Raw genomic sequence first — 24739 nt, forward strand, 5'->3', positions numbered from 1 at the left:
CCCTGGGAGGCCCCGATGATCCTGAGTTGCGGCGAAGCGCTGATCGACATGTTGCCCCGCGTTACCGCGGCGGGCGAGGCCGCCTTTGCCCCCTACGCAGGTGGCGCGGTGTTCAACACCGCCATCGCGCTCGGGCGGCTCGGGGCGCCGTCGGGGTTCTTCTCCGGCCTCTCCACCGACCTGTTCGGCGAGGTGCTGACCGACACGCTGACCGCCTCGCAGGTGGATGCGACGCTGGCCGCGCGCTCGTCGCGACCCACGACGCTGGCCTTCGTGAAACTGGTCGACGGCCATGCCAGCTATGCGTTCTACGACGAGAACACCGCCGGGCGGATGCTGTCGGTGGCCGACTTGCCCGCGCTGCCCACCGCCCCGCGCGCGATGTTCTTCGGCGGCATCTACATCGGTCAGGAACCAGCGGGCGCCGCCTACGAGGCGCTGATGGCCCGCGAGGCGCCGCGCACGGTGACGATGCTCGACCCCAACATCCGCACCAGCTTCATTCCGGACGAGCCCGCCTACCGCGCCCGTGTCGGCCGCATGACGGCGCTGGCCGACATCGTGAAGCTGTCGGACGAGGATCTGACCTGGCTCGAAGGCGCGGGAGACACCGCGGCGCTGGCGCGCGGCATCCTGGCCAAGGGGCCGAAGGTGGTGTTCGTCACCGAGGGCGCGAAAGGGGCAACCGCCTATACCGCGCGCGATACGGTGAGTGTGGCGGCGCCGAAGGTGGTGGTGGCCGACACGGTGGGCGCGGGCGACACGTTCAACGCGGGCGTGCTGGCGGCGCTGCACCAGCGCGGCGCGCTGACCAAGGCCGCCATCGCGGCGGCCGACCGGGCGCTGCTGGAAGCGGCGCTGAGCCTGGGGGTGCGGGCCGCGGCGGTCACCGTCAGCCGCGCCGGCGCGAACCCGCCCTGGGCGCGCGAACTGGTCTGATGCGCGCGCTGCTGCAACGGGTCAGCCAGGCTTCGGTAGCGGTCGAGGGTGCGGTGATCGGCGAGATCGGCGCGGGGCTGCTGATCCTCGTCTGTGCCATGCAGGGCGACGGCGACGACAAGCCCGCGCAACTGGCGCAGAAGGTCGCCAGGCTGCGCATCTTCAAGGACGGCGCGGGCAAGATGAACCTTTCGTTGCGCGATGTCGGCGGGGCGGCGCTGGTGGTCAGCCAGTTCACGCTGGCCGCCGACCTGCGCGGCAACCGCCCCGGCTTTTCCACCGCTGCCCCGCCCGCCGAGGGCCGCCGCCTGTACGAGGCTTTCGCCCAGGCGCTGCGCGGCGAAGGCTTTCCCGTCGCCACCGGCGCGTTCGGCGCCGACATGGCGGTGAGCCTGGTGAATGACGGACCGGTCACGATCTGGATCGAGGTCTAGCCGGGCCCGCCGATCCGGCCTAGTCTTTCGCGACCTCGCGCCCGTCAGCCCGCCGTCAGGCGGGGGGTGCCAAGACACAGGCCCATGAAACCGCTTCTCGTGCTCACCCTGTTCTGCCTCGCCCTGTCGGCCCCCCGGTCGGCACGGGCCGATGACGATGATCAGGACCGCGCCCGCGAGGCGGTGGAGCAGCACGAGATTCTGCCGCTGGCCGGCATCCTCGCCGCGGTCAAGCGGACGTATGGCAGCAACGTGGTGGACATCGAATACGAGGACAGCGGCGGGCAGAAGATCTATGAGTTCGAGATCGTCGACAGCAAGGGCCAGGTGATCGAGGTGCAGGTGGACGCGGTGACCGGCAGGGTGATCGGCAACGAGGGGTCACAGGACTGATGCGGGTACTGGCGGTGGAAGACGATCCGCGGATCGCGGCGAGCCTGCGCACGGCGCTGACCAAGGCCGGGTTTCTGGTGGAGCTTTGCGGCGACGGCGAAGAGGCGTGGTTTCGGGGCGATACCGAGTCCTACGACCTGATCGTGCTTGACCTCGGCCTGCCCAAGCTCGACGGGCTGACGGTGCTGAAGCGCTGGCGGGCGGGCGGGTGCGAGACCCCCGTGCTGGTGCTGACGGCGCGCGGGGCCTGGACCGACCGCGTCGAAGGCATCGACGCCGGGGCCGACGACTACCTGCCCAAACCCTTCCGGATGGAGGAACTGGTGGCGCGCGCCCGCGCGCTGATCCGCCGGTCCGCCGGGCGCGGCACGCCGATGCAGGCACACGGGCGGCTGGCGCTCGACCCCGCCAGGATGGAGATTGCGGTGGAAGGCCGGGCGGTGACGGTGTCGGCGCTGGAATACCGGCTCCTGTCCTACCTGATGCTGCACCGCGACCGGGTGCTGCCGCCGGTGGAGATTCTGGAACACCTCTACGGCGACGAGGATTCGCGCGAGGCGAATGCGCTGGAGGCGCTGGTGGCACGGCTGCGGCGCAAGCTGGGACCGGGGATCATCGGCACGCGGCGGGGGTTTGGCTATTTCCTGGAGGGTTCGGCTTAGGTGAAACGCTGGTCGCTGCACCTGCGGCTGTTCGCGGCCGGGGCGGCCTCGGTGATCGCGGCGCTGGCGCTGGCGGCGCTGGGGCTGTCGCTGTTGTTCAATGCGCATATCGAACGCAGCGCGGTGGCGGACCTGAACATCCAGCTTGATCAGGTGCTGGCGGGGCTGGACCTTGGCCCCGATGGCCAGCTTGTGTTGCCCGAACCGCCCAGCGATCCGCGCTTCAAGCGCCCGCTCGGCGGGCTTTACTGGCAGGTCGGCGCGCCCGGCCTGACGATCCGGTCGCGCTCGCTGTGGGATTTCACGCTGCCGTTGCCGGATGACGGCGTGGTGGATGGCGCGGTGCATCAATACGACCTGCCCGGCCCGGCCGGCGAACCCGTGCTGACGCTGGAGCGCCATGTGCGGCTGCCCGCGCGGCTGGGGGGCACGCCGGTGGTGCTGGCGGTGGCGATGGACCGGGCGGACCTGACCGCCGAGGGACGATCCTTCGTGAAGGACATGACGCCCTATCTGGCGCTGCTGGCGGGGTTCCTGATCGTGGCGGGCTGGGCGCAGGTGGCGATCGGGTTGCGCCCGCTGGCGGCCGTGGGGGCGCGGGTGGCGGCGATCCGGTCAGGGATCAGCACCCGGCTGGGCGAGGATTTCCCGACCGAGGTCCGCCCGCTGGCCAGCGAGGTCGATGCCCTGATCGCGGCGCGCGAGGCCGATGTGGAACGCGCCCGCGCCCGCGCCGCCGATCTGGCGCACGGGTTGAAAACGCCGCTGCAGGCGCTTTACGGCGAGGCCGGGCGACTGCGCGACAAGGATGAGGACGAGTCCGCCGAGGCGATCGAGGACATCGCCGGGGTGATGCACCGCCACGTCGACCGCGAACTGACCCGCGCCCGCATCGCGGCGCGCGCGCCCGCCGCGCAATGCGACCTGGGGCCGGTTGTCGCGCGCGTGCTGTCGGTGATCCGCCGCACCCCCGAGGGGGAGCGGATCGACTGGACGGTGACCGTGCCCGAAGGGCTGGCGGCCCGGATCGACGCCGACGACCTGACCGAGGCGCTGGGGGCGCTGATCGAGAACGCCGCCCGCCACGCCCGCGCCCATGTCGGCGTCGCCGGGCGGCGCACGGTCGACGGGGTGACGCTGGTGCTGTCGGACGATGGCCCCGGCATTCCCGAAGACCGGCTGACCGAGTTGCTGGCGCGCGGGGCGCGGCTGGATACCGGGGGCGGCGGCACCGGGCTGGGGCTGTCGATCGCGGCGGAAATCATTGCCGCCGCCGGGGGCACGCTGACGCTGGCGAACCGCAAGGGTGCGACCGGGCTCGACGTCACGCTGACGCTGCCCGAGGCGCGCGCCCATCGCGGCGAGGGGCGCGCGGCGTCAGCCTGACGTCAGCGGGGATGCGGCAAGGTGGCGCCCGGGCGAACCCAACCGCCTGAACCGTCCGGTGTCCAAGCCGCCGGACTGGCCCGCCGATCCATCCCAGGTCACCGGTCGGCGGGCCGCCCCTTTCCGCTCACGCTCCGCGCAGCGCCCGCAGCGCGTTCAGGATCACGGCGACGTCGATCGCCTCCTGCATCAGCGCGCCCTCGACCGGGGTGATCAGCCCGAACGCCGCCGCCACCATGCCCGCGACCGACAGGCCGATGCCCGCCGTCACGCTTTGCAGGGCGATGGCGCGGGCGCGGCGGGCGATCCGCAGCCCCGGCAGGATCCGGTCCAGCCGGTCGACCAGCAGCACCACATCCGCCGCCTCGGCGCTGGCCGCCGCACCGCGCGCGCCCATCGCCACGCCCAGATCGGCGGCCGCCAGGGCGGGTGCGTCGTTCACGCCGTCACCGACCATCATCACCAGCCCCCGCGCGCGTTCCTCGATCACCACGGCGATCTTGCGTTCGGGCGTCAGCCCGGCGTGGACGGCGTCGAAGCCCAGCCCCGCCACCACCGTCTCGGCCACGTCGGGGCGGTCGCCGGTGGCCAGCACGATGCGGTTCAGCCCGAAGGCGCGCAGCCCGGCGATCAGCTCGGCGGTGCCCTCGCGCAGCCGGTCGGCCAGGATCAGCTCGCCCGCCCAGACGCCGTCGATGCCGACGGCCACCGTCACCTGCCCCGGCCCGCCAAGCCCTTGCGGCGGCTCGGCCAGCCCGCAGCTTGCGGCGACGAAACGGCGACCGCCGACGCAGACCCTGTGGCCGTCCACGCGGCCCTCGACGCCATCCCCCGCCGTTTCCACCACCGCGCCGGGCGGCGTCAGGGTCAGCCCCTGCATCTTCGCCTCGGCCACCAGCGCCTCGGCAATCGTGTGGTGCGACGCCAGATCCAGCGAGGCGGCGAGGCGCAGCAGTTCGACCGCGTCGACGCCGTCGGCCACCCGCGTTTCCACCAGCCGGGGCTGGCCGTCGGTCAGCGTGCCGGTCTTGTCAACCACCATGCCGCGGATGCCCGCCATCACCTCCAGCGCCTTGCCGCCCTTGATCAGGATGCCCTGCGCCGCCGCCTGGCTGAGCCCCGCGACCAGCGCCACCGGCACGGCGAGGATCAGCGGGCAGGGCGTCGCCACCACCAGCACCGCCACCGCCCGGATCGGGTCGCCCGAGAGGATCCAGGCCGCCAGCGCCAGCGCCACCGTCACCAGCAGAAAGCCCAGCGCATAGCGGTCGGCCAGCCGCGTCATCGGGGCGCGCACCGTCTCGGCCTGCTTCACCAGCCGCACGATGCCCGCGAACGTGCTGTCGGCGGCCAGCCGGTCGGCGCTCAGGTCGAAGGGGTCGCCCGCGTTGCTGGCGCCGCTCATCACCGACGCCCCCGTCGCCAGCCGCTGTGGCAGCGACTCGCCGGTCAGCGCCGACAGGTCCAGCAGGGCCACGCCCCCGGCCACCGTGCCATCGACCGGCACCACGTCGCCGCGCCGGATCAAGAGGCGGTCGCCGGGACGCACATCATCCAGCGCGATCTCTTCCAGCCCGCCATCGCGGTGGCGCATCACCTTGCGCGGCACCCGCGACAGCAGCGCCGTCATCTCGGACCGGGCGCGACGCTCGGCGAAGGCTTCCAGCGCCTGCCCGCCGGAATACATCAGCGCGACCACGGCCGCCGCCAGCATTTCGCCGAACAGCAGCGCGGCGATCATCGACAGCGCCGCGACGACATCCAGCCCGAAGTCGCCCCGCCGCAGCGAGGTGATGATCTCGACGATCAGCACCGCCAGCACCGGGATCGTGGCGCCCATCCAGACCGCGTTGGCCGAGGCCGCATCGCCCCGGACCCAGAGGGCCAGGCCGACGATCAGCCCCGACAGCGCCACCACGATCAGGATGTTGCGCAACGCCTTCTGCGCCTTGGTCAGGTTCATCCCGGACTCTCCTCACGATGGCCGCGATCTGCCCACGGATCGGCGCGTCAATCAAGCGTGCGACGGAACCGGGTCAGCGCCAGCAGCGCGAAGCCCACCACGAAGGCCCCCAGCGCCAGCAGGGTCGACTGCACATCCGCAAACCCCGCGCCCTTCAGCATGACCCCGCGCACCAGACGCAGAAAATGCGTCAATGGCAGCGCCTCGCCCAGCACCTGCGCCCAGTCGGGCATCCCGCGATAGGGGAACATGAACCCCGACAAGAGGATCGACGGCAGGAAGAAGAAGAACGACAGTTGCATCGTCTGCATCTGCGAGCCGGCCAGCGTCGAAATGGTGTAGCCCAGCAGCACCAGCCCCAGCACGAAGATCAGCACGCCCGACAGCAAGAGCCACAGCGCGCCCACGAAGGGCACCCCGAACAGCACCTTGGCGGCGATCAGGATCACCGTCATCTGCACCGCGCCGACCGCCAGATAGGGCAGCACCTTGCCCAGCATGATCTCCAGCGGGCTGATCGGCATCGCCAGCAGGTTCTCCATCGTGCCCCGCTCGGTTTCCCGCGTCAGGCCCATCGCCGTCATCATCACCATCGTCATCTGCAGGATGGTGCCCAGAAGGCCGGGCACGATGTTGTATTGCGTGACGCCCTCGGGGTTGTAGAGCTTGTGCACCACGACGTTCAACTGGCTCTGCTGCGCCTGCACCACCTCGGCCTCGTCACCCTGCTCGAAGGTCAGACCCTGCTGAGCGACCGTGCCAAGCGTCGAGACCGCGCCGGAGGCCACCGAGGGGTCGGTGGAATCCGCCTCGATCAGGATCGTCGGGGTATCGCCGCGATCCACCCGGCGGTCGAAATCCGACGGGATGGTGACGACAAAGGACACATCGCCCCGCGTCAGCAGGCTGTCGGCCTCGGCGGCGCTGACGTTGATGTAGGTGAAGTGGTAGTAGCCGGTCAGTTCCAGCGCCGAGACGATGGCGCGGGTATAGCGGTCCTGCGTCGGCGCGACCAGCGCGGCGGGCAGGTGCTTGGGGTCGGTGTTGATCGCGTAGCCGAACAGGATCAGCATTATGATCGGCACTCCCAGCATCATCGCGAAGGTCACCCGGTCGCGGCGCATCTGGATGGTTTCCTTCACCAGCATCGCCCAGAGCCTGCGCGTCGAGAAGAACGCGTTCATGCCATGTTGTCCCGTCCCTGGTTCATCAACTGGATGAACGTGTCCTCCAGGCTCGTCTCGGCCGGGGCCCAGCGCGCGCCCGCCGCCCCCGCAAAGCTTTCCACCGAGGCTTTCAGCGCCGCCGCATCACGCCCGACCACATGCAGCGTGGTGCCGAAGGGGGCGACCTGATCCACCCCCGGCGCGCCGGTCAGGCGGTCGGCCAGCGCGATCATCGGGGTGCTGCCGATCCCCTCGATGATAAAGGTGGTCAGCCCCGCCCCCGCCACCACCTGCGGCACCGTCCCCGAGGCGACAAGGCGACCGTAGGAGATGTAGCTGATCCTGTGGCAGCGTTCGGCCTCGTCCATGTAATGGGTCGAGACCAGCACGGTGATGCCCTGCGCCGCCAGCCGGTGAATCTCATCCCAGAACTCGCGCCGCGCCTTGGGGTCCACCCCCGCCGTGGGCTCGTCCAGCAGCAGCAGGCGCGGCTTGTGCATGGTGCAGGCCGCCAGCGCCAGCCGCTGTTTCCAGCCGCCCGACAGCGTGCCTGCCAGTTGCTTGCGCCGCGCGGTCAGGCCGAGGTCGTCCAGCGTCCTCGCCACGGCGTCGCGCGCCGACCTCAGGCCGTAAAGCCCGGCGACGAAGTTCAGGTTCTCCTCGATCGACAGGTCTTCGTAGAAGCTGAACCGCTGGGTCATGTAGCCGACCTCGTGCTTGATCTTCAGGCCATCGTGCCGCAGGTTGTAGCCTAGGACGGTTCCAGACCCCGCATCCGGTCTGAGCAGCCCGCACATCATGCGGATCGTCGTGGTCTTGCCGGACCCGTTGGGGCCAAGAAACCCCATGATCTCGCCGGTCTCGACGGTGATCGAGACGTTGTCCACCACGGTCTTGTCGCCGTATCGCTTGACCAGCCCCTCGACCTGGATCGCCGGGCCGGTCATCCCCCCGCCCCCGGCAACGCCACATCGACGATCTGCCCCGGCTTCAGCTTGTCGGCATCGGCATCCGGGCGCGCTTCGATCAGGAAGACCAGTTTCTGGCGGTTTTCGAGCGAGTAGATCACCGGCGGCGTGAACTCCGGCGCGTCGGAGACATAGGTGACGGTCGCCGTCTCGCCGTCGCCGCAGCCGTCGCAATGCACCATCAGGCGCGAGCCGACATGGGTCTGCGACACCGCGGTCTCGGGTATGTAAAGCCGCAGCTTCACCGCGCCGTCGGGCAGGAAGGTCAGCACCGGCGCCTGCGGGCCGCCCAGTTCACCGGGGTTGCGCAGGATCTCGAACACCGTCCCGGCGGCGGGCGCGGTCAGGGTGCGCTGGGCCAGTTGCCAGGCCGCCGCGTCGCGGGTTGCGCGGGCCTGCGCGACCGCCGCCTCGGCCGCCGCGATCTGGTCGTCGCGGGCAGGCAGCTTCGCCACGGCCAGGTTCGCCACCGCCTGCGCCACCGCCGCCTGTGCCACGTCCAGCGCGGTGCGCGCCGTGTCGAGGTCGGCCTGCGGAGCGATGCCGCGGTCACTCAGGCTTTGCGACCGGTCGAGTTCACGCTGGGCGTTGGCCTCCTGCGCCTTGGCCGAGGCCAGCGCCGCCTCCAGCACCGCGATCTCTTCCGGTCGCCGCCCCTGCTTGAGGTCGGCCAGCTGGCTTTCCGCCTGCGCCAGACCGGCGCTGGCCTGTGCCAGTGCGATCTCGGCGTCGCGGTGTTCCATCTGCACCAGCACCGCGCCCGCTGCCACGCGGTCGCCACGCGCCACCTGCAGCTTGTCCACCCGCGCCGTGGCGACCGGGGCGACCAGATCGTATTCGCCCTCGACATAGCCGGTCGCCAGCGGCAGCGGCGCCGCGCAACTGGCGAAGAGGGCGCTGAGCAGTGGCACGGCGCAGACCAGGCTCATCGGGTCGTCCTTTCGGTGGCGGCCAGCGCCGCGTGAAGGTTGCGCACCAGAATGTCGCCGATGTGCCCGGCGGCGTCAGGCGAGATCGTGCCCCACCCCATGCGGCGCAGGATGATCGGCTGGCCGATGCGGAAATAGAGCACCTGTCCGACCATCGCGAAGACCGCGAGCCGGGTCGCCTCGCTTTCCGGATCGGTGCCGGTCGCCACGCCCCAAAGCTGGCACAGCAGGCGATGGCGCGGTTCCATCATCTGGCGGTAGATCGTATCGAGCAGCGGCCCGCCCTCGGTGATCTCGCGCAGCATGAACAGCACCATGTCCTGCGCGGGCGCCGCCGAAGCCATGAAGCGCACCGCCTCGCGCACGGCGACCTCCAGCCGCTGTCGCGCGGCCTCGGGCGTGGCGGGCGGCGGCATCCCGTCCAGCACCATGACCTGACCCATCTGCGCCGACAGCGCCTCCACGCAGGCCAGCCGCAGGCCCTCCTTGCCGCCGAAGTGATAGGCGATGGCCGCGATGTTGGCCCCGGCGCGCGCCGCGATCGCGCGGGTCGAGGCGGCGTCGAAGCCCTTGCGCCCGAACAGGTGCAGCGCCGCCTCGACCAGCGCGGCGCGGGTGGGGCTGCGGTCGGGGTTGCGGGGCGCATCGGGCATGATCTTTGGTCCGGACGGGATCGGGTCAGAGTTAAATCGATCGTTTGATTAAATCAAGTTCCGCCACAGCCGCGCGACATCGTGGACCCCTCGTCTCACCCGCCGGGCCTGGTCGCGCCGTGGTCGGCGCCCCCTGGGCGCGTCGGCACGGCCCGCCCCCTCCGGGCGTGACGCGCCAGCGCCGACGGCCTGGAAAATGCTGCGCTCGGCGCCACTTGCGTTGCAGGAAAACACCGGCTGCAGGGAAAATGGCCGCCACAGTTTCGCCACATTGCTGCACATGCAGTCGCCGTGCTACTGCGCCGGAAACCGACGCCGGTCGGATCCAGTCCTCGCGATTTCGTCATATCTCCCTGCGCGGCGCGCATAACGGATCAGTAGCGAAACCGTGGGAAAAGTGATTTGTATCGGCGCGAATTATACATAGCGAATCATACCCTTCCATGTTGGACAAGTCCCTGGCCCCCCTGAACCGCCTCTCGCGCCGCCGCGTTCTCGCGGCGCTGCCGCTGACGGCCATGCTTCTGGCCAGCACCGCGCTGCCGTTCGCGGCCCGCGCCGACGAAACCGCGCCGCAGCCCGCCGCGCCGCAACCCGCCGCCGCGCCGCAGAAGTTTTCGTTCGACCTCTTGACGGAACAGATGCGCACCAAGGCGCAGGCCCCCTATGCCGAGCCCGAGAAGGTGACCAGCTTTCTCGGCGCGCTGAAATACGACGACTATCAGCGCATCCAGTACGACCCCGATCACGCGCGCTGGAATACCCCCGGCAGCTTCTTCCGGGTGGACGCCTTCCACCTTGGCTGGCTGTTCGACACACCGGTGGCGCTGGACGAAGTGATCAGCGGCATGGCGCAGGACTTCGTCTTCACCACCGATGATTTCATCTACCACGGCGATCTTGCCGCGCGGGTGCCCAAGAACACCGCCCTGCCCGGCGTTGCCGGGTTCCGGCTGCGCTACCCATTGAACCGCGCCGATATCTTCGACGAACTGGTGGCCTTCATCGGCGCCTCGTATTTCCGCGCCCTCGGCGAGGGCAATACCTACGGGCTCAGCGCCCGCGGCCTGGCGATCAACACCGGCCTGTCGGGCACAGAGGAGTTTCCGCGCTTCTCGGCCTTCTACCTCGAACGGCCCGAGCCCGGCGCCCAGACCGTCACGCTCAATGCCGCGCTCGACAGCCCCAGCGTGACCGGCGCCTACCAATTCGTCATCACGCCGGGCGAGAACACGGTGATGGAGGTGACCGCGCGGCTGTTCTTCCGCGCCGCGGTGCAGCAGCTTGGCATCGCGCCGCTGACCTCGATGTTCCTTTATTCCGACACCAACCGCGCGGGCTTCGACGACTACCGCCCGCAGGTGCATGATTCGGACGGCTTGCTGATCCGGCGCGCCGATGGCGATACGATGTGGCGCGCGTTGAACAACCCGCCCCACCTTGGCAGTTCGCTGTTCACGCTGAGCGCGCCGAAAAGCTTCGGACTTTACCAGCGCAACCGCGATTTCGACGACTATCAGGATTCCGGCGCGCATTACGAAACCCGCCCCTCGGTCAGCGTCGAGCCGATCGGGGACTGGGGTCAGGGCGCGGTCCGCCTGGTCGAGATTCCGTCAGAGCTTGAGGTCAACGACAACATCGTTGCGTTCTGGATTCCCGCCGCCCCGGTGCAGGCCGGGCAGGAACTGGAATTCCGCTACCGGCTGTCCTGGGGCGACCTGCGCCCCGATGGTCACGGCGAGCGTGCCTATGTCTTCGACAGCCGCGCCGGGCATGGTGGCGTCTCGGGAACCAAGCCGGATCCGAACACGCGAAAGTTCGTGATCGACTACAAAGGCGGCGTTCTGGGGCGGATGCCCGCAGATGCGGCAGTTCAGCCCGTCGTCACGGTTTCCAATGGCAAGATCGTTACACAGACCTTGTTAAAAGTCATGGGAAGCGACATATGGCGACTCGTGATCGATGTCTCCGGTCCGGACTCTGGTGTCGTGGAATTGACTGCCCACATCGCCGGATATGGGCGTAAACTGACTGAAATCTGGCTCTATCAATGGATGAAGGACTGATGCCCAAAGACCTTTCCTCGATGACTGGTGCTGAAGCCGACCTGGCGGACCGTCTGGGGGATCTGCCGCGTGCGCCGCTGGCCATGCCGCACCAGGTTCTGGAACATCCGCTCGGGCTGCTTGCCCGTCTGCGTCCGTTGTGGGATGGCTGGCTCAGGACGCACGTTTTCGGGAACTGATCTTTGGACAAACCCGCGCAAGGCGATGCGGCGCTGAGGCGGCGCCGCTTTCTGGCGCTTGCGCTGAGCCTGGTCCTTGCGACCGGGGCGGGGCTTCTGTTCCTGCAGTTCGGCCTCGCCGATGGCCTCGACATCATGGACATTGTGCGCTCGGTGCTGATCTTCGGGTCCACCTTCTGGCTGGCCTGGGGCGCGGTGCAGGGGCTTTGGGGCCTCCTGTGGCGCAAGACCGCACCACCACGCGTCGAAGGGGCATTGAGCGGCCGCACCGCGATTCTGGTGCCGGTCTATAACGAAGATCCGGTCGTCACCTTCGCCCGCGTCGCCGCGATGGATGCCTCGCTGGCCGCGCTGGGGATGACCGGGTCGTTCGACTTCGCGATCCTGTCGGATACCCGCAACGATCAGATCGCCGCGGCCGAACAGCACTGGTTCCGCCATCTGCTGGACGAACGCGCGGGCGAGGGCCGCTTTTTCTACCGCCGCCGCGCGACCAACACCGGCAAGAAGGCCGGCAACGTCGAGGATTTCTTTTCCCGCTCGGGTGCGGCCTATGACTATGCGCTGATCCTGGATGCCGACAGCCTGATGGAGGGCGCCACCATCGTCGAGATGGTGCGGCGGATGGAGGCGGTACCCGACCTGGGCCTGTTGCAGACGCTGCCCAAGATCATCCGCGCGCACTCGCGATTCGGGCGGGCGCAGCAATTCTCGGCCAGTTTCTTTTCGCCCATCTTCGCGCGCGGGCTGACGCTGATGGCGGGCCGCACCGGGCCGTTCTGGGGCCACAACGCGCTGGTGCGGGTGCAGGCCTTCGCGGCCTCCTGCGGGCTGCCGGCACTGTCAGGGAAACCGCCCTTCGGCGGCCACATCCTCAGCCACGACTATGTCGAGGCGGCGATGCTGGCGCGGGCGGGCTGGCGGGTGCGGCTCGACCCCGATCTGGAGGGCTCGTACGAGGAAGGCCCCGAGAACATCATCGACTTCGCCAAGCGCGACCGGCGCTGGTGCCAGGGCAACCTGCAACATTCGCGCCTGCTGGCTGCGCCGGGGCTGAAACCGTGGAGCAGGTTCGTGTTCCTGCAAGGCATCCTGGCCTATCTCGCGCCGATCCTGTGGCTTTTGTTCATTCTGGCCAGCATCGCCGCCCCCCTGTTCGTGCCCGCGCCCGACTACTTCCCCGAGCCTTACCTGCTGTTCCCGGTGTTTCCCAGCGACCAGGCCTCGAAGGCGATCGGGTTGGCGATCGGGGTGTTCGGCCTCTTGCTGCTGCCCAAGCTGATGATCGCGATCGAGGCCGCCGTGACCGGCCGCGCCCGCCCCTTCGGCGGGGCCGTGATCGGCTTCGTCTCGACGCTGTGGGAACTGGTGCTGTCCAGCGTCATCGCGCCGATCATGCTGATGTTCACCACACGGTCGGTGTTTCAGGTGCTGATGCGGCGGGATGCGGGCTGGCCGCCGAACAACCGCGGCGATGGCACACTGTCACTGGCCACGGCCTGGGCGGCGACAAGCTGGATCGTGGGGACCGGGGTCATCGGCCTGGCGGCAACCTGGTGGCTGGCGCCGGTGCTGGTGCTCTGGCTGCTGCCGGTGGCGCTGCCGATGATCCTGTCGCCGCTGCTGCTGGCCTGGACCTCGCGCCCCGGCGCGCGCTTCGTGCTGCGCACCGGCACCGAGGCGGTCACGCCGCCGGTCGTCGCCCGGCATGACGCGATCCTGGCCGAGTGGCAGGCGCTGGCCGCGCGCGAGGCGGCGGGGCCGCCGATGGCGGCCACCGCCTGAAACGGAAACGGGCGGTCCCGAAGGCCCGCCCGCTGATCATGTTCCGCCCCGGTCCCGCCTACTCTGCCATCATCGGGGCGGCGGCCTCGGCAGGGCGACGGTGGCGGCGGCGGAACAACCGCAGCGTCAGCCCCGAGATCTTCTCCATCTGCACGAACACCACCGGGGTGATGAACAGCGTCAGCGCCTGACTGACCAGAAGCCCGCCGACCACCGCGACACCCAGCGGCTGACGCAGTTCCGAACTGGCGCCGGTGCCGATCGCGATCGGCAGCACGCCCAACAATGCGCAGAAGGTCGTCATCATGATCGGGCGGAACCGGCGCGCGGCGGCTACACGGATCGCGTCGACCGCGCTCATCGCCTCTTCTCGTCGCAAGACCAGCGCCACGTCGATCATCATGATGGCGTTCTTCTTGACGATGCCGATCAGCATCAGAAGGCCGATCAGCGCGATGATCGACAGGTCGAACCCGGCCACCTCCAGCCCCAGCAGCGAGCCGAGCGCCGCCGAGGGCAGACCCGACAGGATGGTCAGCGGGTGGATGAAGCTTTCATAAAGCACCCCCAGCACGACGTAGATCGTCAGCACCGCCGCCGCGATCAGCATGCCGGTGTTGCCGCTGGCCTGCTGGAACAGCGCCGCCGCACCGGCATAGCTGGTCAGCACGGTGGTCGGCATCCCGATCTGCACCTTCAGCTCGTCGATCTTCTGTGTCGCCGCGCCCAGCGCGACATTGCCCGGCAGGTTGAACGACAGCGTCACCGCCGTCAGTTGCCCGGTCTGGTTGACCGACACCGGGCCCGAGGTGCGCACCACCTTGGCGAAAGAACCCAGCGGCACCAGCCCCCCGCTCGTCGACGGCACCTTGAGTTGCGACAGCGCGGTTTCATCCCACGCGAACGAGGTATCGTATTCCAGGATCACGTCGTAGCTGGACCCTGTGGTCTGGATCTGCGTCGGCACGAAGCTGGCGAACCCGGCCTCCAGCGTCGTGCGCAGCGCCTGCGCGGTCACGCCCAGACGGTTGGCGGCATCACGGTCGACCACCACCTGGGCCTCCAGCGCCTTGTCCTGATAGTCCGAAGCGACATCGACGAAATGCGCCCGATCGGCGCGCATCGCATCCTCGAGTGTCTGCGCCCACTGCCGCGCCACGCTGGCGTCGATGGATTGCAGCACAAGTTGATAGTTGCTCTGCGTCGTGCGGCCGCCGAACCGGATACTTTGCGACGGCGTGATATAGGCCCGCAGCCCGGCAATCCCCGAGAGCGACTTGCGCAGCTCGCTCAGCGTCTGTTCCAGCGGCGGGCGCGCGGTCTTGTCCTTGAGCTGCACATACAGGCCGCCCGCGTTGGTCTGCCCCGACCGCAACACCGAAATGGCATGCAGCACCGCCGGATTCTTCGAGATGATCGCGGCCGCCTGCGCCTGCAAATCCTTCATGGCGTCATAAGAGATATCCTGCCGCGCCTCGGTCGCGACGGTCAGCGTGCCCAGATCCTCGGACGGAAAGAAACTGCGCTGGATCGTGGTGAACATGTAGAACGAAGCGGCCGCGGTGGCGAAGAACAGCATCATGATCAAGCCCTGATGCCGCAGACACCAGGCCACCCCGCGTTCATAGCCATCCGTGACGCGGTCCGACAGGCTGCGCTTGGCCACGCCGTGGTGGTGGATCACCGGCAGGCGCGCCGCCATCATCGGCGTCGCCGTCAGCGACACCGCCGCCGAACTGAGGATCGCCAGCGTCACCACCACGCCGAACTCGTTCAGGATGCGCCCCACGACGCCGCCCATCAGCAGGATCGGCAGGAACACCGCCACCAGCGACAGCGACATCGAGATGATCGTGCCGGTCACCTCCTTGGAGCCTTCGAGTGCGGCGTGCATCGACGGCTCGCCCAGTTCGGTGCGCCGCACGATGTTTTCCAGCATCACGATGGCATCGTCGACCACCAGACCGACCGACAGCGTCAAGCCCAGAAGCGAGATGTTGTCGATGGAATAGCCCAGGAAATACATGAACCCGACGGTCGAGATCAGCGACAGCGGCACCGCGATGGCAGGAATGATCGTTGCCGTGAACCGGCCCAGGAACAGGTAGATCACCAGCACCACAAGGCCGATGGTGATCATCAGCGTGCCCTGCACATCCGACACCGCCGATTTGATCGGCGCCGAGGCGTCGTTGACCACCGACACGTTCACGCCCTTCGGCAGGCTCGCGATGATCTGCGGCAACTGGGCCTTGATCGCGTCGACCACGGCCACCGTATTGGCGTCGGGCTGGCGCTGCACCGCCAGGATGATGCCGGGCTTGCCGTCAAACCAACTGCCCTGGTTGACGTCGTCCACGCTGTCATAGACGTTCGCGACATCGCCCAGACGCACGAAATTCCCGTTCGGCTGCGCGATCACCAGGGTGCGGAACTCGGCGGCGTTCGCCTGCTGGGTGTCGGCAGAGATCGTCATCTGCTGGCTGTTGTTCTGGATCGTGCCGACCGGGGTCTGGTCGTTCGCGGCGGCCAGCTTTGCCGCCACCCCATTCATCGACAGCCCGCGCGCGTCCAGCTTGCGCGGATCGACATCAACCCGCACCGCGAAGGTCTGCTGGCCGAAGATCAACGCCTGCGCGACGCCCGGCAGCGTCGACAGTGTGGGCGCGATCACGTTCTCGGCGATGTCGTCCACCTGCGTCAGCGGCACCGTGTCGCTGGTCAGCGTCATCATCAGGATGGGCGAGCTGGCGGGGTTGACCTTCCGGTAGCTCGGCGACTGCGTCATGTTGTTGGGCAACTGGCGCGAAGCCCGGCTGATCGCCGCCTGCACATCCGCCGCCGCCGCGTCGATGTTGCGGCTGAGGTTGAACTGGATGGTGATCGAGGTCGAGCCCAGCGACGAACTGGCGCTGATCGTGTCGATACCCTCGATCGTCTCGAACTGCTTGATCAGGGGCGTCGCCACCGCCGCCGCCATCGTATCGGGCGAGGCCCCGGCAAGGTTGGCCGAGACGCTGATCGTCGGCAGGTCGGCCTGCGGCAGCGCGGCGACCGGCAGGTTGATGTAGCCCTCGTAGCCCGCCATGATGACCGCCGCCATCAGCAGGATGGTGGCGACCGGCCGCCGGATGAAGACGGCGGAAATGCTCATGACTTGATCGCCCCGACGACCGGGGTGGCCTCAAGATCGGCCTGGCCCTGCTTGGTCGCGTCAGGCTTTACCTGCGGCGCGACCACCTTCACCGGCCCGCCCGGCAGCACCGCGGCCTGGCCCTCGATCACCACGTTTTCGCCGACCTTCAGCCCGGCGCTCAGCCCGGCGACATCGCCCCGGCGCAACGCCACCGTCACGGTGCGCTGTTCCACCGTGTTGTCGGCCTTCACGACATAGACCGCCGCGCCATCGGCATGTGGCATCACGGCGACGTTGGGCACCAGCACCAGCACGTCGGTCACGCCGGCCTGCACCGTCACGTTGACCGGCTGGCCAGGCCACAGCACCTCGTCCTCGTTCGCCAATGCGGCCCGCAGGGTGACGGTCGAGGTGGCCGGATCGACCGTGTTGTCGATGAAGGTCACCGGGCCGGTCGCCACCGGCGCCGCTGCGTTCACGCTCTGCACCGGCGCAACCGAGACCGTCAGCGTCCCCGAGGCCTGGGTCTGCCGCAACAGCGCCAGGTCGGATTCAGGCAGGCTGAACTGCACCAGCACCGGCTTCATCTGGGTGATCCGCACCAGCGGCGTGCCGGTCGACAGATAGGCGCCCAACGAGAACTGCACCGCGCCCAGCCGCCCGTCGAAGGGCGCGCGCACCTGCAGATTGGCCAGTTGTACCTGATCCATCGCATAGCTGGCCTGATCCACCGCCAGCGTGCCCTGCGCCACCTTCACGGCGGCCAGCGCATCGTCGCCGGTCTGCGCGGCCGTCACGCCGGTGTCGACCAGATGCCGGGTGCGGTCATAGGTGGCCTGCGCGTCGTCGACCGTCGCCTGATCCTTGGCGATCTGGGCCGCGTCCTTGGCGATCTGCGCCTTGATCGTGCTGTCGTCGAATTGCACCAGAAGGTCACCCTTCTTCACCAGCGCGCCATCCTTCACCAGGATGTCCGACACGGTGCCCGCGATCTCGTTCGCCAGTTGCGTCGAGGCGGCCGCGACGATCGCACCGATCGTGCCACGCTCGACCGGCAGGGTGCCGCTCGTCGCCGCGATGATGCTGACAGCGACGGCGTCGCCGCTTTTCGGCTTGGCCACCGCCGCCGTTTGCGCCGGGGCACCCCCCGCCGGTTTCACCAGCGACGGATCAACCTGGGCGATGTACGGCAGCGCCCATCCCGGCGCGTAGGCCACGAGCCGATCGCGGAAGAAATACCCGGCCGCCAGGGCGACAACCACAACCACAAGGGCGACCTGCTTCATCAATTGCACTCCAGGATGGCGCCGCCTGCCGCGTCGCCGATGTGGCGGAACCTAGGGCCGCTCTCCTGCAAAGAAAATCCTGATTTCAGAGCATCATCGATTCGTGATGCCCTGAATGTCAAAGGCAATGTTAGTGCCATATGGCCGCCTTCGGATCATCCCTCCGAAGCACCAACGAAGCCACCTTTCCTTTCCGTCGCCCCCGTGCGACGAGAGCCCCGAAATTCGGCGCGCGTCGCCCGATGGACCCGCGCGCCCGTCAAGAACCGGCCCCTGCATGACCCTTGTCGCCGCCCGCGCCCTGATCCGTTCCCGCATGCTGCCGCTGATCGTGGCAACCGCGCTGTTCATGGAAAACCTCGATTCGACGGTGATCTCGACCTCGCTGCCACGCATCGCGCAGGATCTTGGCACCAGCCCGATCCACCTGAAGCTCGCGCTCACCTCCTACCTGCTGGCGCTGGCGATCTTCATTCCGGCCTCGGGCTGGATGGCCGACCGGTTCGGCGCGCGCACCATCTTCCGGCTGGCGATCGTCATCTTCGCGGCGGGTTCGATCGCCTGCGGGGCGTCGAACGGCCTGCCCTGGCTGGTGGTGTCGCGCGTCGTGCAGGGCATCGGCGGCTCGATGATGGTGCCGGTCGGGCGGCTGATCGTGCTGCGCACCACGCCCAAGGCGGGCTTCGTCAACGCGCTGGCCTGGCTGACGGTGCCCGCGCTGATCGGGCCGGTGATGGGCCCGCCGCTGGGCGGCTTCATCACGACCTATTTCGACTGGCGCTGGATCTTCTGGATCAACATCCCGATCGCCGTGCTGGGCATCGTGCTGTCCACCGTCTTCATCCCGCGCATCATTCCCGAAGCGGTGCGCAGCTTCGATACCGTCGGGTTCCTGCTGATCGGCCCCGGCCTTGCCGCCTTCCTGACCGGGATCACGATGGCGGGCCTTGGCCTCGCCTCGACGGCGGTCATGGTCGGTCTGGTGTTCGGCGGCCTTGCGCTGGTGGTGCTTTATGTCCGCCACGCGCTGCGGGTTCCGGCGCCGCTGGTCGACCTGCGGCTGCTGGCGCTGCCGACCTTCCGGCTGGCGGCGCTGGGCGGAACGGTGTTCCGCGTCGGCGGCGGCGCGCTGCCGTTCCTGCTGCCGCTGATGTTCCAGTTGGGCTTCGGGCTGACGCCGTTCCAGTCGGGCATGATGACCTTCGCCACCGGCGTCGGGGCGATGACGATGAAGTTCCTGGCGCAGCGGCTGCTGAACCGCTTCGGCTTCCGCCGCGTGCTGATCTGGAACGCGCTGATCGCGGCGCTGTTCCTGGCCGCGCCCGCCGCGTTCCGCCAGTGGATGCCCTACCTGCTGATGGTCGCCACCCTCTTTGTCGGCGGCATCGCCCGATCGTTGCAGTTCACCGCGATCAACGCCGTGACCTACGCCGAGGTGCCGCAGGACCGGCTGAGCAGCGCGACAAGCTTCAACTCGGTGCTGCAGCAGCTTTCCAGCTCGATCGGCATCACCGTGGCGGCCTTCGGGCTGGAGTCGGTGCAGGCGCTGACCGGCTCGACCGCGATCACGGCGGCGACCTTCCCGCCGGTGTTCCTGTTCGTCGCGGCGATTTCGGTCAGTTCGATGATCTGGTTCGCCATGCTCGCCCCCGATGCGGGCACCGCGATGCTGACCCGCCGCGAGGCCGACCGGCCAGCCGCCGTGACGGGCGCCGGGCCGCAGCCCAGCGCCGCGGAGTAGGTTCAGACCACGTCCCAGACCTTCGGCTCGGGCGCGCTCGGTTTCACCGCAGCGGCGGCGCTGCGGCGGAACCAGCGCCGTTTCGCCTTCACCCGGCTGCCGTCGCGGGTGACGATCATCAACAGCGACGGCGTCACGATCAGCGTCAGGATGGTGGCGAAGGCCAGCCCGAACACGATCGCCGACGACAGCGAGATCCACCACTGCGTCGAGGGTGCGCCATAGGTCGTTTCGTGCCCCATCAGTTCGAGGTTCAGCCCGAAGGCGATGGGCAGCACGCCCAGGATCGCCGTCGTCGCCGTCAGCACCACCGGGCGGGCGCGTTCGTGGCAGGTTTCCAGGATCGCCTCGACCTTGCCCATGCCTTCGGCGCGCAGGGTGTCGAAGGTGTCGATCAGCACGATGTTGTTGTTCACCACCACGCCCGCCAGCGCGATGATGCCGATCCCGGTCATCACCACGCCGAACGGCTGGCCCATGATCAAGAGGCCGAGGAACACCCCGATGGTGGACATCACCACCGCCGACAGCACCAGCCCGACCGAGATGAACTTGTTGAACTGCGCCAGCAGCACGATGAAGATCAGGAACACCGCCGCCATCGCCGCCTTGCTGAGGAACGCCGCCGCGTCCTTCTGGTCCTGATCCGATCCGCCAAGCTTCCAGCGGTAGCCCTGCGCCTCCAGCCCCATGCCCTGCATCATCTTCGTCACCTCGGCCTGCACCGCCGCCGTCTGCGCGCCTTCGCGCACGTTGGCCTGCACCGTCACCGTGCGCGCGCCGTCGATCCGGGTCAGCGTGCCGGTGGACGGCGCCGCCGTCCGGGTGACGAAGTTCGAGATCGGCACCGGGCCGTTCGCCGTCGGCACCCGCAACTCGTCCAGCATCGACAGCGTGCGGTCTTGCGGCGGCAGGCGCAGGCGGATGTCGACCGCGTCATCCTCGCCCGCCGGACGGTAATCGGTCAGCTTCAGGCCATCGGTGACAAGCTGCACCATCGCGCCCACCGTGCCCGGCGCAATGCCCGCCTTGGCGGCACCCGAGCGGTCCACGTTCAGTTCCCAAGTCACGCCGGGCGGCGGCAACCCGTCCGAGATGTCCACCGCGTCGGGGTTCGTCTTCAACGCGGCCGCCACCTTGCGCGCAACATCGTTCAGCCCGGTCGGATCGATCGCCGACAGTTCGATCTGGATCGGCTTGCCCGAGGGCGGTCCGGCCTGCGGCACCGAGACCTCGACGTTGACGCCCGGCAACCCCACCATCGCCTTGCGCAGGCTGGCGAGGATGTCGTTCGCGCTCGGACGGTTGCGCCAGTCGACGAATTCGTACTGGATCACCCCCACCACGTCGGGGTCCACGGCATTGCCCGCGCCCGAGGGGGCGCCCGCCCGGGTGTAGACCGTCTTGATCCCCGGCCAGCCCAGCATCCGCACCTCGGCCTGCCGGGTCAGGGCGTCCATCTCGGTAATTGACAGGTTGCCGCGGGCGTGGACGTAAAGCAGGCCGTAATCCGGCTCGACGTTCGGGAAGAACTCCACCCCGTTGCCGTATTTGCCATAGGCCACCGGCACCGCGACCAGCAGCGCGACCGCCGTCGTCACCACCAGCCAGGGGTGCCGCACCGCCCGGCCCACCATCCGCATGTAGAGGCTCTTGCCGGTCTTCGGCACTTCCTTCACCGGCCGCGCGATGATCGAGCCCAGTGTGGGCGTGAAGATCAGCGCGTAAAGCATCGAGGCCGACAGCGTCGCGATCAGCGTGATCGGCATGTACATCATGAACGAGCCGACGATCCCCGGCCAGAACAGCAAGGGCGAGAACGCCGCGATCCGCGTCAGCGTGGCCGCGATCACCGGGCCGGCCATGCGGTGGCTGGCCATCGCGAAGGCCTCGCGCTTGTCCATCCCCTCGCCCATCCGCCGTTCGGCGAATTCGGTCACGATGATGGCGTCGTCCACCAGCATCCCGACCGCCAGGATCAGCGAGAACAGCACGACGATGTTCACCGTCAGTCCGGCCAGCGACAGCCCTAGGATGCCCATCAGGAACGAGGCCGGAATCGCCAACCCGATCAGCAGCGAGGCGCGGCCTGACAGTGCGAAAAGGATGACGATGAACACCAGGATCACCGCCGTCAGCACCGAGTTCTGCAAATCCGACAGCAGTTGGCGGATGCTGATCGACTTGTCCTGGCTGAAGGTCACCACCGTGCCGGGCGGCAGCAGGTTCTGGTTGCTCGCCACCAGCGCCTTCACCGCGTCCACCGTCTCGATCAGGTTTGCGCCGGTGCGCTTTGAAACCTCGATGGCGATGGCGGGCTTGCCGTTCAGCCGGGTGATCGAGGTCGGGTCTTTCTGCGTCGCGGTGATGGTCGCCAGATCGCGCGCCCGCACCACGGCCGTGCCGGTCGAGACGATGGGCAGGTTCGCCACATCTTCGGGCGTTTCGATCAGCGAGGGCAGCTTGATGGAATAGCGGCCCTTGGCCCCCTCCATCGCGCCCGCCGCCACAAGCTGGTTGTTCGCGACCGCGCCGCCGATCAGTTGGTCGGGCCGCAGCCCGTAGGACACCAGCTTGGCCGGGTCGATGATCACATCGACCACGTCGTCGCGCACGCCCTGCAACGTCGCGTCCAGCACGCCATGCACATCGGCGATCTGGTCGCGCAGCGCACGCGCCGCGGCGGTCAGCACACGCTCGGGCACATCGCCCGACAACGTCACCACCAGCACCGGGAATTCCGAGATGTTCACCTCGTAGACCGCCGGGTCCGAGGTCATGCCCGAGGGCAGGTTGGGCTTGGCGTCCGACACCTTGGACCGCACGTCCTCCAGCGCCTTGCGCAGATCGGTCCCGGCCTGGAACTCGATCAGCACCGAGCCACCGCCCTCATAGGCGGTCGAGGTCATCTTCTTGAGACCCGCGATCGTCTTGACCTGCGTTTCCATCGGCCGCAGCAGCAGGCGCTCGCTGTCTTCGGGCGAGATGCCGTTGTAGACCATGTTCACATACATGATCGGGATCTGGATATCCGGCTCGGCCTCTTTCGGGATCGACTGGTAGGCCATCGCGCCCGCCAGCATCAGGAACACCAGAACCGAGATCGTCAGCCGCGCATTGCGGATCGCAAGTTCGACAAGCTTCATGGATTGGTGCCACCCAGCGTCGGCCCGCCGACGGGCGGCGCCACCACGTCGACGGTCTGCCCGTCCTTCACCAGGTCCTGGCCGGACACGACGATGCGCACGCCGTCCGGCACGCCCGCCAGCACCAGCCCCTGCGGCGTGTCATCGACCAGCGTCACCGGGGTGAAATGCGTCACGTTCTGCGCATCCACCGTGCGCAGCCCCAACTCGCCGCTATCCGACAGCGTGATGACCGAGCGCGGCACGGTGACGGCGCGCACCGGCGGCGCGTAAAGCGTGATCTGCGCGGTCATGCCCGCCGGGATCTTGCCATCCGGGTTGGCCAGCGCCACCTCGACCGGGAACGTCCGCGTCACGGCGCTGGCGAGTTTGGACAGGTAGCGCACCGTGCCCTCGACGATGCGGCCATCGACCAGCGTCACCTGCGCTTTCGACCCCGACCCGATCTCGCTCACGTCAAGCTCGTTCACCTCGGCGCGCACCACGATCGGGTCGATCGAGATCAGCGTCGCGACCGGCGAGCCCTGCAACAGCCACTGGCCCTTCTCGACCGTCACGCTGTCCACCACGCCCGTGAAGGGCGCGCGCAGGATCACCTGATCGGCCGCCATTTCGGCCTGCGCCACCGCCGATTCAGCGGCGGTCTTCGCGGTGCGTGCGGCCAGCAGGGTCAGCGTGGGCATATTGCCGCCCTCTGCCAGCTTGTCATCGGCGGCAAGCTCGATCACGCGCTGGGCCAGCATCGCCTTGGCATTTTCCACCCCGGCCAGAAGATCGGGCCCGTCCAGCGTCAGCACCTCGGACCCGGCTTCGATGTGCTGCCCCTCGGTCACGTTGATCGTCGCAATCACGCCATTCCACCGCGCGGCCAGCGTCACGCTCTTGTCGGCCTGGGTCACCCCGGAAATCCGGATTGCCCGCTCATGGTCGGCAAAGACCGGCATCACCGCCGCCACGGTGGGCAGCACCGGCCCCGGCTTGGCCGGTTCCGCCGCGGCGCTGTCCGTCGCAGGTTGCGCGGCCAGCACCTGGTCGCTGCCGACCGAGGAAAACTTGCCCGTCACCACCCAGGCGCCGGCGGCGACCAGAACAACGATGGCGGCGATCCGGTGACCCGGCATGAGACGCGACATGAAACCAACTTTCCTGACCTTGCGACAGACATCCGACTGGCCGCGAGCACATCCCGTACAGGCCCGCGTTGCTCAAAACGTCAGGCGTGCTGCCACAGCGAAAAGATAAGAGCTTTTGGCGGTCTTCAAGACCTCGTGACAAGTGTGCCCGGCAAAATAGGCCGAACTGCCACACCTTCAGGCAGTTTCCGCCGGGTCAGTTGAGCGCATCCACGCATTTGATCAGCGCGCCGATCGACGCCTGCGAGCCCCAGAGGCTGTAGTCCTGCACATCCTCGCCCTGATCGTTGCGCAGGTAGAGCGTGTTGCCCCCGATCACCTCGCGCAGGAACTGGGTGCCGCTCTTGCTGTCGGGCAGGTCGAACAGCACCGACTGCTTGTAAAGTTCGGCATTGGACATCGACCAGGGCGCGCGCCCGTCGATCTGCACCTCGAGGTCGGCGTTGGACTGATCGAAGCTCCAGCCCGAGGAGTAGAACTGAAGCTTGATCGGGTTCGTATTGTCGGCCCAGATCGAGAAGGAATCGTCGGGGTAGGTCACCTGCGCCACGCAGGCCATCGTGCCGTCGTCAAACGCCACGACGCGGACCTCCCAGTCCTTGTAGGAATAAAGCACCTTGTCGGTGCTGCTCGCGGCGAAGACCGAACCGGCGAGAGTGGAGAGAACGAGCACGGAAACCAAAGACCGGACAACATTCATGGCAGCCCCCTGAAATGACTGACTCGAACGTTAATGGTTCGTCGGCAGTCAATCAAGTTTCCGTGAGGTCCGCC

At 68.3% G+C, this 24739-nt stretch carries 19 protein-coding genes; 9 read left to right on the forward strand and 10 right to left on the reverse strand.

Annotated features, from left to right (window positions below; translation table 11 throughout):
• The first annotated feature begins 15 nt into the window (after window positions 1–15).
• From AC11WY_RS01130 to AC11WY_RS01150, 5 genes are all read left to right on the forward strand, one after another.
• Window positions 16–939: a carbohydrate kinase family protein gene (locus tag AC11WY_RS01130; RefSeq protein WP_482921659.1), complete on the forward strand. Its 924-nt coding sequence runs from the start codon at window positions 16–18 to the stop codon at window positions 937–939.
• Window positions 939–1373: a D-aminoacyl-tRNA deacylase gene (gene dtd, locus AC11WY_RS01135; protein WP_482921661.1), complete on the forward strand. Its 435-nt coding sequence runs from the start codon at window positions 939–941 to the stop codon at window positions 1371–1373. The genes AC11WY_RS01130 and dtd overlap by 1 nt, the downstream gene beginning before the upstream one ends.
• 84 nt (window positions 1374–1457) lie before the next feature.
• Window positions 1458–1766: a PepSY domain-containing protein gene (locus AC11WY_RS01140; protein ID WP_482921663.1), complete on the forward strand. Its 309-nt coding sequence runs from the start codon at window positions 1458–1460 to the stop codon at window positions 1764–1766.
• Window positions 1766–2428 (forward strand): response regulator transcription factor, encoded by a 663-nt coding sequence (locus AC11WY_RS01145; protein WP_482921665.1) that lies wholly within the window; start codon window positions 1766–1768, stop codon window positions 2426–2428. Before AC11WY_RS01140 ends, AC11WY_RS01145 begins: the two co-directional genes overlap by 1 nt.
• Window positions 2429–3814 carry a sensor histidine kinase gene (locus AC11WY_RS01150; RefSeq protein WP_482921667.1) on the forward strand — a complete coding sequence of 462 codons (1386 nt, stop codon included), beginning with the start codon at window positions 2429–2431 and terminating at the stop codon, window positions 3812–3814.
• Window positions 3815–3941: 127 nt separating this feature from the next.
• On the opposite strand, the gene AC11WY_RS01155 is transcribed toward AC11WY_RS01150, so the two are convergent.
• The 5 genes from AC11WY_RS01155 to AC11WY_RS01175 are packed head-to-tail and all read right to left on the reverse strand — an operon-like array spanning window position 3942 to window position 9493.
• Window positions 3942–5777, reverse strand: a complete 1836-nt coding sequence (locus tag AC11WY_RS01155; RefSeq protein ID WP_482921669.1) for a heavy metal translocating P-type ATPase — start codon at window positions 5775–5777, stop codon at window positions 3942–3944.
• Window positions 5778–5824: 47 nt separating this feature from the next.
• Window positions 5825–6961, reverse strand: a complete 1137-nt coding sequence (locus AC11WY_RS01160; protein WP_482921671.1) for an ABC transporter permease — start codon at window positions 6959–6961, stop codon at window positions 5825–5827.
• Entirely contained in the window at window positions 6958–7890 is a 933-nt protein-coding gene (locus tag AC11WY_RS01165) for an ABC transporter ATP-binding protein (RefSeq protein ID WP_482921673.1), read from the reverse strand. Before AC11WY_RS01165 ends, AC11WY_RS01160 begins: the two co-directional genes overlap by 4 nt.
• The gene (locus AC11WY_RS01170; protein ID WP_482921675.1) at window positions 7887–8840 is read right to left on the reverse strand and encodes an HlyD family secretion protein; all 954 of its coding nucleotides are present in this window, start codon (window positions 8838–8840) and stop codon (window positions 7887–7889) included. Before AC11WY_RS01170 ends, AC11WY_RS01165 begins: the two co-directional genes overlap by 4 nt.
• Window positions 8837–9493 (reverse strand): CerR family C-terminal domain-containing protein, encoded by a 657-nt coding sequence (locus AC11WY_RS01175; RefSeq protein WP_482921677.1) that lies wholly within the window; start codon window positions 9491–9493, stop codon window positions 8837–8839. Before AC11WY_RS01175 ends, AC11WY_RS01170 begins: the two co-directional genes overlap by 4 nt.
• A gap of 443 nt (window positions 9494–9936) precedes the next feature.
• Between AC11WY_RS01175 and AC11WY_RS01180 the strand changes: the two genes are divergently transcribed.
• From AC11WY_RS01180 to mdoH, 3 genes are read left to right on the forward strand one after another with little or no spacing between them, the layout of a single operon-like run.
• Window positions 9937–11559 (forward strand): OpgD/OpgG family glucan biosynthesis protein, encoded by a 1623-nt coding sequence (locus AC11WY_RS01180; RefSeq protein ID WP_482921679.1) that lies wholly within the window; start codon window positions 9937–9939, stop codon window positions 11557–11559.
• Window positions 11559–11738, forward strand: coding sequence for a hypothetical protein (locus AC11WY_RS01185; RefSeq protein WP_482921681.1), 180 nt, complete (start codon window positions 11559–11561; stop codon window positions 11736–11738). The genes AC11WY_RS01180 and AC11WY_RS01185 overlap by 1 nt, the downstream gene beginning before the upstream one ends.
• A gap of 3 nt (window positions 11739–11741) precedes the next feature.
• The gene (gene mdoH / locus AC11WY_RS01190) at window positions 11742–13523 is read left to right on the forward strand and encodes a glucans biosynthesis glucosyltransferase MdoH (protein ID WP_482921683.1); all 1782 of its coding nucleotides are present in this window, start codon (window positions 11742–11744) and stop codon (window positions 13521–13523) included.
• Window positions 13524–13581: 58 nt separating this feature from the next.
• Here mdoH and AC11WY_RS01195 read toward each other — a convergent pair whose 3' ends face one another.
• Both AC11WY_RS01195 and AC11WY_RS01200 read right to left on the reverse strand, forming a co-directional pair.
• Window positions 13582–16677 (reverse strand): efflux RND transporter permease subunit, encoded by a 3096-nt coding sequence (locus AC11WY_RS01195; RefSeq protein ID WP_482921685.1) that lies wholly within the window; start codon window positions 16675–16677, stop codon window positions 13582–13584.
• Entirely contained in the window at window positions 16674–17945 is a 1272-nt protein-coding gene (locus tag AC11WY_RS01200; protein ID WP_482921687.1) for an efflux RND transporter periplasmic adaptor subunit, read from the reverse strand. Before AC11WY_RS01200 ends, AC11WY_RS01195 begins: the two co-directional genes overlap by 4 nt.
• Window positions 17946–18222: 277 nt before the next feature.
• Between AC11WY_RS01200 and AC11WY_RS01205 the strand changes: the two genes are divergently transcribed.
• Entirely contained in the window at window positions 18223–19686 is a 1464-nt protein-coding gene (locus AC11WY_RS01205) for a DHA2 family efflux MFS transporter permease subunit (RefSeq protein WP_482921689.1), read from the forward strand.
• Between the two features lie 2 nt (window positions 19687–19688).
• Here AC11WY_RS01205 and AC11WY_RS01210 read toward each other — a convergent pair whose 3' ends face one another.
• From AC11WY_RS01210 to AC11WY_RS01220, 3 genes are all read right to left on the reverse strand, one after another.
• On the reverse strand, window positions 19689–22832 hold the full coding sequence (locus AC11WY_RS01210) for an efflux RND transporter permease subunit (protein ID WP_482921691.1): 3144 nt from the start codon (window positions 22830–22832) through the stop codon (window positions 19689–19691).
• Complete coding sequence (locus AC11WY_RS01215; RefSeq protein WP_482921693.1) at window positions 22829–23965, reverse strand: efflux RND transporter periplasmic adaptor subunit; 1137 nt, start codon at window positions 23963–23965, stop codon at window positions 22829–22831. The genes AC11WY_RS01210 and AC11WY_RS01215 overlap by 4 nt, the downstream gene beginning before the upstream one ends.
• Window positions 23966–24161: 196 nt before the next feature.
• Window positions 24162–24665, reverse strand: coding sequence for a hypothetical protein (locus tag AC11WY_RS01220; RefSeq protein WP_482921695.1), 504 nt, complete (start codon window positions 24663–24665; stop codon window positions 24162–24164).
• Window positions 24666–24739: the final 74 nt, after the last annotated feature.

The organism is Solirhodobacter sp., from assembly GCF_964715405.1.

What these genes read in the sequence shown, in the direction of transcription:
- dtd (WP_482921661.1), top strand. Translation starts at nt 939, where the DNA reads ATGCGCGCGCTGCTGCAACGGGTCAGCCAGGCTTCGGTAGCGGTCGAG.
- AC11WY_RS01155 (WP_482921669.1), bottom strand. Translation starts at nt 5,777, where the DNA reads ATGAACCTGACCAAGGCGCAGAAGGCGTTGCGCAACATCCTGATCGTG.
- AC11WY_RS01195 (WP_482921685.1), bottom strand. Translation starts at nt 16,677, where the DNA reads ATGAGCATTTCCGCCGTCTTCATCCGGCGGCCGGTCGCCACCATCCTG.
- AC11WY_RS01200 (WP_482921687.1), bottom strand. Translation starts at nt 17,945, where the DNA reads ATGAAGCAGGTCGCCCTTGTGGTTGTGGTTGTCGCCCTGGCGGCCGGG.
- AC11WY_RS01175 (WP_482921677.1), bottom strand. Translation starts at nt 9,493, where the DNA reads ATGCCCGATGCGCCCCGCAACCCCGACCGCAGCCCCACCCGCGCCGCG.
- AC11WY_RS01180 (WP_482921679.1), top strand. Translation starts at nt 9,937, where the DNA reads ATGTTGGACAAGTCCCTGGCCCCCCTGAACCGCCTCTCGCGCCGCCGC.
- AC11WY_RS01215 (WP_482921693.1), bottom strand. Translation starts at nt 23,965, where the DNA reads ATGTCGCGTCTCATGCCGGGTCACCGGATCGCCGCCATCGTTGTTCTG.
- AC11WY_RS01205 (WP_482921689.1), top strand. Translation starts at nt 18,223, where the DNA reads ATGACCCTTGTCGCCGCCCGCGCCCTGATCCGTTCCCGCATGCTGCCG.
- AC11WY_RS01210 (WP_482921691.1), bottom strand. Translation starts at nt 22,832, where the DNA reads ATGAAGCTTGTCGAACTTGCGATCCGCAATGCGCGGCTGACGATCTCG.
- AC11WY_RS01165 (WP_482921673.1), bottom strand. Translation starts at nt 7,890, where the DNA reads ATGACCGGCCCGGCGATCCAGGTCGAGGGGCTGGTCAAGCGATACGGC.
- AC11WY_RS01220 (WP_482921695.1), bottom strand. Translation starts at nt 24,665, where the DNA reads ATGAATGTTGTCCGGTCTTTGGTTTCCGTGCTCGTTCTCTCCACTCTC.
- AC11WY_RS01140 (WP_482921663.1), top strand. Translation starts at nt 1,458, where the DNA reads ATGAAACCGCTTCTCGTGCTCACCCTGTTCTGCCTCGCCCTGTCGGCC.
- AC11WY_RS01160 (WP_482921671.1), bottom strand. Translation starts at nt 6,961, where the DNA reads ATGAACGCGTTCTTCTCGACGCGCAGGCTCTGGGCGATGCTGGTGAAG.
- AC11WY_RS01170 (WP_482921675.1), bottom strand. Translation starts at nt 8,840, where the DNA reads ATGAGCCTGGTCTGCGCCGTGCCACTGCTCAGCGCCCTCTTCGCCAGT.
- AC11WY_RS01185 (WP_482921681.1), top strand. Translation starts at nt 11,559, where the DNA reads ATGCCCAAAGACCTTTCCTCGATGACTGGTGCTGAAGCCGACCTGGCG.
- AC11WY_RS01130 (WP_482921659.1), top strand. Translation starts at nt 16, where the DNA reads ATGATCCTGAGTTGCGGCGAAGCGCTGATCGACATGTTGCCCCGCGTT.
- AC11WY_RS01145 (WP_482921665.1), top strand. Translation starts at nt 1,766, where the DNA reads ATGCGGGTACTGGCGGTGGAAGACGATCCGCGGATCGCGGCGAGCCTG.